We start from the raw sequence: 8,103 nt of genomic DNA on the forward strand, positions 1-8,103 counted from the left end.
CCTATTTTTCATTAAACACAAAAAACCTTTTCTCACGATGAGCGTCATTGGTATTGGTGAATTCACGAAGGTTTTGTATCTTAAAGCTTCTAAACCGTTTCAATCATGAAAAGACGCAACTTTCTTCTAGCACCCATGGTGCTCGTAACTGCTCCCACATGGGCAAATACAGTTCAATCGGATGAGGCTATCGAGTCCAGCACCATTGTACACGTTGTCAATTTTTGGCTAAAAAAAGATCTCAGTGAAAAAGAAAAAAAGAATTTTGTTGGATTTTTTGAGGACCTTCGAAAAATCGACATCATCAAAACGCTCAATTATGGAGTTCCGGCGCAGACAAACCCGAGACCTGTCGTAGACAACAGCTTTGACTATACATTGATTGTCACTTTCAAAAACCTTAAAGGTATTACAACGTACGAGACACATCCGATTCATTTAAAAGCGATCGAAAAATATCAGCATTTGTGGACAAAAGTAATGGTCAAAGATACCTCCATCATTAAATAAGGCCACGTGCCTTAATTTCCAAATATTTGTTGATGGAGTTAATGGTCAGGTTTTCCGGTGCTGTATAGATTGTCTGAAACCCATTGCGAATCAGTTCCTGTACGATAAGTTGTTTCTCATAGATAAACTTTTCAGCAATGACCTGGTTGTAAATATCTATTGTCTTTTTCGGCGTACTCTTCGCTAAATCCTCTATTTCTACGTTTTTAAAAACAACAACGACTATAATGTGGCTTCTATTTAACATCGACAGGTAATTTAGCTGACGTCTTAAGGAATCTAAGGTCTCAAAATTTGTATAGACAAAAATCAGCGAACGTTTATTAATATGTGCATTGGCATAACTATATAATCTTCCAAATTCCGACTCCTCAAATTTGGTCGACACCTGGTATAGTGCCTCCGAAATCTTGTGCATTTGATTATTCCTCTTCTCAGCGGCTATAAATGCATTGATATCCTTTGAAAAGGTTAATAATCCGGCTCGGTCCTGCTTTAAGATGGTCGCATTGGAAAGGACCAGCGCAGCATTGATCGAGTAGTCCAATAAGGTAAGACCGTTGAATGGCATACGCATTGCCCGACCTAGATCAATAAAAGAATAAATTGGTTGAGACTTCTCCTCTTCGTACTGGTTGACCATCAGCTTCTTTACTTTTGCAGATGCCTTCCAGTTCATGTGTCTATAGTCATCCCCCTGCACATATTCTCTAACATGGTCAAATTCCATAGCCGAACCAATCCGTCGAATACGCTTGATCCCCAGTTCATTCAACCGATTACTTGTTGCCAAAAGCTGGTATTTTCGGAGTTGAATATAGGATGGATAACAGGGTATTTCCTGTTCTTGATTGGTAACAAACCTTCTTTTGAAAAATCCAAAACGCTGAACCAAAGCCATACAACGACCAAACTGATAAACACCCCTTTGTGTGGGTCGCAGGGAAAACGAAATTTCCGAGCGCTGAAAGGCCAGCAAACTTGTCGCAAAATCTTTATCCCGAATTTGAAGCTGTACCGGAAACTCCTCCAAAATATCAACTTTTGTCCCAAACGGGTAAAAAGAATTCACAATCAGACGCATCGGGTTTTCATCGCCATTGGATAATTTTTCAGGATATACCCTTGTGACCTCAATTCGCCCCTTTCCTGAAAATAAGACAATAAAATCAAAAGCCAAAACAGCCAACCATATCCAAAAAACAATCCAAGCCACAATCAACAATCCTTTAACGAAAAAAGAAAATGTAAAGAGTGTTGCTACACCTAATAGGGTGTAGAAGAATTGATTTGTTAGAAAAAGCTGCCTTAATTTCTTCATTATCTTGGAATTTCTACAGAATTAATGATTTGGTCGATGACATAAGCGGTGGTAAATCCTTCCATTTCCCTTTCTGGAGTCAACATAACACGGTGGCCCAGTACGACAGATGCCACCCTCCGAATATCCTCAGGAGTAACAAAGTCTCGGCCTGTCAAGGCAGCTGAAGCCTTTGCTGATTCCAACAAAGCAATAGAAGCCCGCGGTGATGCCCCAAGGGTCAAACTTGGATTCGTTCGTGTCTTTATAATAACTTGAGCAATGTAAGTTAACAACTCTTCGTGAACAAAGATAGATTTGATCAATTTCTGGAATTCTAAAATTTCTGCGGCCGAAACTACAGCCTGAACCTGATCCTCTTTATTCTCTGCTTTTTGGGCGTGGTGTTCCTTTAATATTTCCAGTTCCTGTTCAAGTTCAGGATAATTCACATTGATCTTAAACAAGAAACGATCGAGCTGAGCTTCCGGCAATCGATAAGTACCTTCGTGTTCGATGGGGTTTTGTGTCGCAAAAACAACAAATGGTCCTGGCAATCGATAGGTCGTTCCATCGACCGACACTTGTTGCTCCGCCATACTCTCAAAAAGTGCAGCTTGTGTCTTTGCCGGAGCACGATTGATTTCATCGATTAAAACAATATTTGCAAAAATAGGTCCCCTACGAAATTCAAATTCATTACTTTTCAAATCGAGTATCGACGATCCTGTTACATCCGAAGGCATTAAATCCGGTGTAAATTGAATCCGCTTGAATTCACTGTGAATAGTTTTGGCAATCAATTTTGCGGATAATGTTTTTGCTACCCCAGGTAAGCCCTCGATCAAAGAATGCCCTGAAGCCAAGATCGAGATTAAGAGCATGTCAATCAATTGATCTTGCCCAACGATTACTTTTTTCACCTCCGACTTTACCTGCGCCATTTTATCGAATAAAACGGACACATCGATTCGGTTTTCAAAAGATATATATTTATCGAAGTCACTCATATCATTTTTGCTTTATGTTTAAACTCTTCTATTGTATCATTAATCAATTTGAGATCAGCCACTTCATGTTGTTTAGCATCTTGCATACGAACAATCAGCCTGATTAAAGACTGTGTCTCTGCGAGCGAAACCCCAGACCGCTCGGCCAGTTCCTCACTGAACTCTTCTTCCCGCAACATCAGCGTATCCAAATGAAAGCGCATCCGAAGATCGTGCAGGAAATAATCTATTTTTTTTGCGACCATATTACCTGGTGCACCATTTTCATAATATAAAGTAGCGATGGTTCCACAGAACTCCTTCGAGAGATTTGGTTCCGGACTCACTACCGCCACAGCCCGCTGCTCACGTCTACTTCTAAACACAAGCAAAAGAACTAGTCCTGCTAACAAAACATACCATGCTTGCCGAAGACCATCATTCATAAGCAATACACGCAAAGGTGTCCGATATTGCTCCATATTCGCTTTAAAATCATACCAAGCGATCGGCTTATCATTTAGATAAGATAACGACTTAGCAACATAGGCATATTGCGAGGCGGAATTCAGCAAGTAATAGTTCCCAAATAAATCAGGGGTCAGGTGAAGATAGAATGTTCCTTTACCAAATTGAACAGCAATGAAGTTCGGTAGCGCAAATTCCTTATAGGTGATCGAGCCTAAAATGGTCGCATTTTTAGGAAGTTTTTTGAAGACTTCGCCAAGATCTGATTTACTGTAATGAATTTTATTGTTATCGTTCATCAACCGCACGCGCAACTGACTTTTTATATCTACACCTTTTTTAAAACCATAGAAATTATCGGCTTTCAAACCCAGGGAATCCAATAGATAATTATCAATATCCTCGGCTACAATCATTGCTTTCCCACCCCGGTTTACATAATCCAGTAACTTATCTTCCGCTGCTTCACCCATCGAAAAATAGGACGTATAAAAAAGTAAGTTAGCGTCTGTTTTCTTTGTGCTATCCAGATACTCATACAATGGACGCTCAATCGTTGTATTCTTTTGATCAATGATATGCTTCAGTTCTTGACGCAATACATAAGCTCCAAAGGGATTTTTATCCTTTGCATCAAAAGTCCGATCCCAGATAATAGGTTTCTTACTTGTTGCATCGATAAGAGCTATTAGCACTAACACAACAGTCAATAATATCAATCCAAATTTTACCGATCCCTTCATTTAATCTGTTTTTGATATTGGTGAAACAATTGCTGATATTGACTAAAATTGTCTTCTGTCAATTCAAATTGACCAAACCAGACATAATCAAATATTCTTGTACATTCGGCAAATCCACGACGGAGCTCTTCGTTTTGAATCTCTTCTGCAAATTCAGCATTTGTTTTGCTCAGCTTCCATTTTATATGATCTGATTGCGCTAGTTTCTGAATATTCAATAGCTGTAAGTATCGGATTCCCAACGCATAATTCCTTTGGGCAATAGCCTCCTGAATATAAGGTTCTAGGTTGCTATTCATCAGGTTTCGCTCCACATAGGCTAAAACGTCAAGTTCACTCTCCTCTTCACTATGTTTAATAAAATATTGTTTCCTGTTGTAGAGTACTTTATAGAGGATAAACGCTAATGCAATAACAGCTAAAAAGGCAAATACGTAGCCAAATTCTTCCCGAAATTTATAGGGATTATCTGGCATGATGCTTCCAATCCAATCTGCAAGTCGGGCAAGGATGCGCTGTAATGCTCCCACCCGATCTTTAATATTTTCAGAATAAACAAAATCATCGGTCTCGTATCTTTTGATGATATCCTGATAAGGATCCATTTTAAACGAACGTTCTTCGGTATATTTTGGGATTGAATCAAATAATGCTGGATCCCACAGGTCAATTTCATCTTTTTCCTGTTGGCCATTAGAAGCTTTTACGGCTATTGAGTCAATAGCGACAGAATCTGTTCCCACCAAGGTCGAATCTATTTGCACATTAAGTGAATCAATCCTATCGCTATTGGAATCAGTGTCCCTTGGTTTTGGATCACAAGCAAAAAAAACGGATAATAAGGCGATACCAAGAAAAACGAAGAGTCTATTCACCATTTCCTCCTATCTTTTCGATCATGCCATAAATACGTTCCCCAAATTTGAGATCCTTGGCCGTTTCATAAATAATACCGTTGGCCAAAACACCGGACATATACAGAAAGAGGGTAAATAGTGTGATAAATAAGCCCCCAAATGTCATCAGCAGTTTTCCCCAGGATGAGTCAAAGAAAGCGGCATCTATTCCAAGGAAGTTGAATGACAAAAGCCCCATGATAATCAATGGCACAATGGAAATCATCATGACAGCCATTTGGAAAATAAAATTCACGATATAGGTGGCAATGCCATACTGAATCAACTTTTTGCTCAGCATCACATAGGCATCCGTAAAACAACTGCCCAGATCCGAATAACCTTCCCGATAAAATAAAAATGAGCAAAATAACCAAATGCCAACCATAGACCCCAAAATACCGATCGCAAAACTTCCGACGAAAGGGATAAAAGCACAAATTGCAGCGACGATGGCCAGGGGAATAAAGACAACAATTAACGCCAATATCATGGCAATCAAAAACATAAAGTATTTCCCGAGGTTTGATCTGAAATTCTTCAGCACCTCCGCTCCCGAAAATGCCGTACTTTTGCGTTCTTTGAGCAGTACAAAATATTCGATAGAAATACCATAAACGTACAGCCCCAAAGCTATCAGCGCCAGAATGAGTAATCCAGCCCACGTAAAAGCATCGATATCCTCAAAAGAATCACTGTTGGCAGAGAATGTGATTTTTGTAGACAGAAAATAATAAACCAAGGCAATCCCCGCCAGTGGCAGAGCAGATAACCCAAAAATAGTAGAAACAAAGTGCCTATAGATCAATTTAAAAAGGTCTATAAAACTTTGGACAAAGTCCCCTATCTTCCGTTCTTTTTGAAATTCAAAATCTATTTCCATTGAAATCGTTTTGCTAGTCGATAAGGATTAATAACATAAAAATAAAGGATAGCCAGTAAGGATAAAACGATAATCAATAAGCATAACCAAACTGACACATTATAATACCGTGTTACAAATCCTTCCAATGTACCAGCGATAATAAAAAAAGGAATTGTGCTGACGAGAACTTTCATCGCAATCTTTGCTGTGCGGACAAAAGATGTCAAACGTGTAAACGATTTGGGAAATAGAATGCTATTACCGATAGCCAATCCGCATCCTCCAGCCACAATAATTACCGAAATCTCAATAGTGCCATGAATCCAAATCGCCGACATGGCTTTCCCCATAACGCCGTACTGGAAAAACATATGGTGAAATGCACCAAGCATAATACCATTGCTAAACAAAACATAACCTGTTCCTACACTGAAAAATAGTCCAGCAGCAAAGGCCATAAAGGCAACCCGCACATTATTAATCGTAATCCAAATTGCTGACCCAAAGTTACTCCCCTTTCCATATACCGCAGCAGGATCTCCCGCTTTTATGCTTTCTATCGTCGAATCGACATAGTAGTCACCTAAAATAAGCCGAATAAAATCCATATCGTATACAGACGACACAAAACCAATGACCGAAGCCAAAACAAAAATTAAAAAAGAGTATAACAAAGGTCTACGGATGGACCAAATTGCTTGTGGTATCTCTTCGGTGATAAAAGATTTAAACTTATTATTGGAAGCTTTCTGATCTTTATAGATTTTCTGATGGACGGTCACGGCCAGTTCATTCAGATAAGCCTTTACCTTACTTTCAGGATAAAAGGTTTGCGCATACGCCAGATCATTTGTGAGCTCAATGTAATTTGAGGCCAATTCATCTGGATCAACCTGCATATTAATTGATAAATTATTTTCAATTAACGTCCATTTTTCTTTATTTCGTTCTACAAAGGATGCTTCTCTCATTAATTTTTTTAACTGGCATAACCAAATATAGGAAATATCCATGATTGAAAAGCACAAATTAGAACTAAAATGACCTAGATATGCTATATTACATTAAATTCAACTAATTTGCATATGAATAAGCTTGAGATAAATACGGCACAAAATGTAAAAATCGAATATAATCTTGCCAGTCTTGGCTCAAGAATGATCGCATTTGCAATAGATTATTTTATTATAGTCTGTTATTATTTCTTTTGCTTTTTTCTCTTGGACAGCATAAACATGAACACAGGAGATCCTTATCTTTTTTATGGGATTATGATGGCATTGACCTTACCTGCATTTTTTTATACTTTGATTACTGAAACAGCTTTCGGAGGTCAGACAGTCGGCAAGAAAATCATGAAAATAAAGGTCGTCAAACTTGACGGCTCCCGGGCCAACTTCTATCAGTACTTGTCCAGATGGAGCCTATCTATCGTAGATATCTGGATGACGATGGGTGGTGTCGCCATTACTTCGATCGTTTTATCCAAAAATGGACAACGCATTGGAGATATTGCGGGTGAAACTTCTGTTATCAGCCTCAAACCTACCTTAAAATTGAGCGACACAATTTACGAAGAGACATTCGACAATCACCCTATCCTATTTCCACAAGTGATTAAATTGAGTGATAAAGATGCTAATTCGGTCAAAGAGATCTATCAAACAGCTTTTGATAGAAGAGATGTAGGAATTTTAACTGCTTTAGTACAACGCCTGGAAACGGTGATGGAGGTAAAACATCCTGAAAAAATGACCCCCAATGATTTTGTCCTGCAAGTCATGAAAGATCACTACAGTATGTTTAAGGATAAATAGTTTTTAAGCCCATAGTTGATTCGGCATTCTCTCGGTTAAAAAACGGATATCGATCGGAGCTCGTTCGGTGTTTCTTCGCTTCCAACCGAAGAAGCACCGAACGAGCTCCGAACAAGCACCGAAGAAGCACCGAGTAATCTCCGAAAATGATCCCTATGTCTTATCCATTTTTACAGGTATGTCTTATACTGAAATAGGTTTACATTTACCGAACAGATTACTATATAGATTTTACATCCTATTTTTTCTACTGGATTTGGTTGTCATTGTCCGTTTTCTGACTGTTATCGGTTGTCCTTTCCCTAACCACAGTTTCCCTAGTTTTGCTGCGGAACTTTTTTGACTCAGCGTTACGTCTTTGAAACATTTTGGGAACTTTTTGGTTCTGCAATTGCTGATGTGCCTGCTGGGGAGACATCATATTGCAGGACATATGTGGCCTAAAATGATTGTATATATTGACTGCCTTGACCAGCTGTGCAAGTGCCGTTTTGTAGTCTGGAAAGGTCTCAGCC

9 protein-coding genes are annotated in these 8,103 nt (G+C 38.9%); 2 read left to right on the forward strand and 7 right to left on the reverse strand.

Annotation, left to right across the window (positions count from 1 at the left end; all coding sequences use genetic code 11):
- The first annotated feature begins 105 nt into the window (after nt 1-105).
- Nucleotides 106-510, forward strand: a complete 405-nt coding sequence (locus IQ31_RS17185; RefSeq protein ID WP_208734293.1) for a Dabb family protein — start codon at nt 106-108, stop codon at nt 508-510.
- On the opposite strand, the gene IQ31_RS17190 is transcribed toward IQ31_RS17185, so the two are convergent.
- Genes IQ31_RS17190 through IQ31_RS17215 form a run of 6 tightly spaced genes read right to left on the reverse strand, consistent with a single transcriptional unit; the run spans nt 503 to nt 6,742 of the window.
- Complete coding sequence (locus IQ31_RS17190) at nt 503-1,831, reverse strand: DUF58 domain-containing protein (protein ID WP_112375111.1); 1,329 nt, start codon at nt 1,829-1,831, stop codon at nt 503-505. The genes IQ31_RS17185 and IQ31_RS17190 overlap by 8 nt on opposite strands.
- On the reverse strand, nt 1,831-2,820 hold the full coding sequence (locus IQ31_RS17195; protein WP_145328830.1) for an AAA family ATPase: 990 nt from the start codon (nt 2,818-2,820) through the stop codon (nt 1,831-1,833). Before IQ31_RS17195 ends, IQ31_RS17190 begins: the two co-directional genes overlap by 1 nt.
- Nucleotides 2,817-4,010, reverse strand: coding sequence for a DUF4350 domain-containing protein (locus IQ31_RS17200; RefSeq protein ID WP_145328832.1), 1,194 nt, complete (start codon nt 4,008-4,010; stop codon nt 2,817-2,819). Before IQ31_RS17200 ends, IQ31_RS17195 begins: the two co-directional genes overlap by 4 nt.
- Nucleotides 4,007-4,888, reverse strand: a complete 882-nt coding sequence (locus IQ31_RS17205; protein WP_088163326.1) for a DUF4129 domain-containing protein — start codon at nt 4,886-4,888, stop codon at nt 4,007-4,009. Before IQ31_RS17205 ends, IQ31_RS17200 begins: the two co-directional genes overlap by 4 nt.
- Nucleotides 4,878-5,789, reverse strand: coding sequence for an ABC transporter permease (locus IQ31_RS17210; RefSeq protein WP_088163327.1), 912 nt, complete (start codon nt 5,787-5,789; stop codon nt 4,878-4,880). The genes IQ31_RS17205 and IQ31_RS17210 overlap by 11 nt, the downstream gene beginning before the upstream one ends.
- Complete coding sequence (locus IQ31_RS17215) at nt 5,780-6,742, reverse strand: stage II sporulation protein M (RefSeq protein ID WP_145328835.1); 963 nt, start codon at nt 6,740-6,742, stop codon at nt 5,780-5,782. The genes IQ31_RS17210 and IQ31_RS17215 overlap by 10 nt, the downstream gene beginning before the upstream one ends.
- Nucleotides 6,743-6,856: 114 nt before the next feature.
- Between IQ31_RS17215 and IQ31_RS17220 the strand changes: the two genes are divergently transcribed.
- Nucleotides 6,857-7,588 (forward strand): RDD family protein, encoded by a 732-nt coding sequence (locus tag IQ31_RS17220; protein WP_088163328.1) that lies wholly within the window; start codon nt 6,857-6,859, stop codon nt 7,586-7,588.
- Nucleotides 7,589-7,835: 247 nt separating this feature from the next.
- Here the strand turns inward: IQ31_RS17220 and IQ31_RS27365 are convergent.
- Nucleotides 7,836-8,103: transposase (locus tag IQ31_RS27365; RefSeq protein WP_167512266.1), on the reverse strand; the 268-nt coding region annotated here is incomplete at its 5' end.

Source organism: Sphingobacterium siyangense (assembly GCF_007830445.1).
Taxonomy (GTDB): domain Bacteria; phylum Bacteroidota; class Bacteroidia; order Sphingobacteriales; family Sphingobacteriaceae; genus Sphingobacterium; species Sphingobacterium siyangense.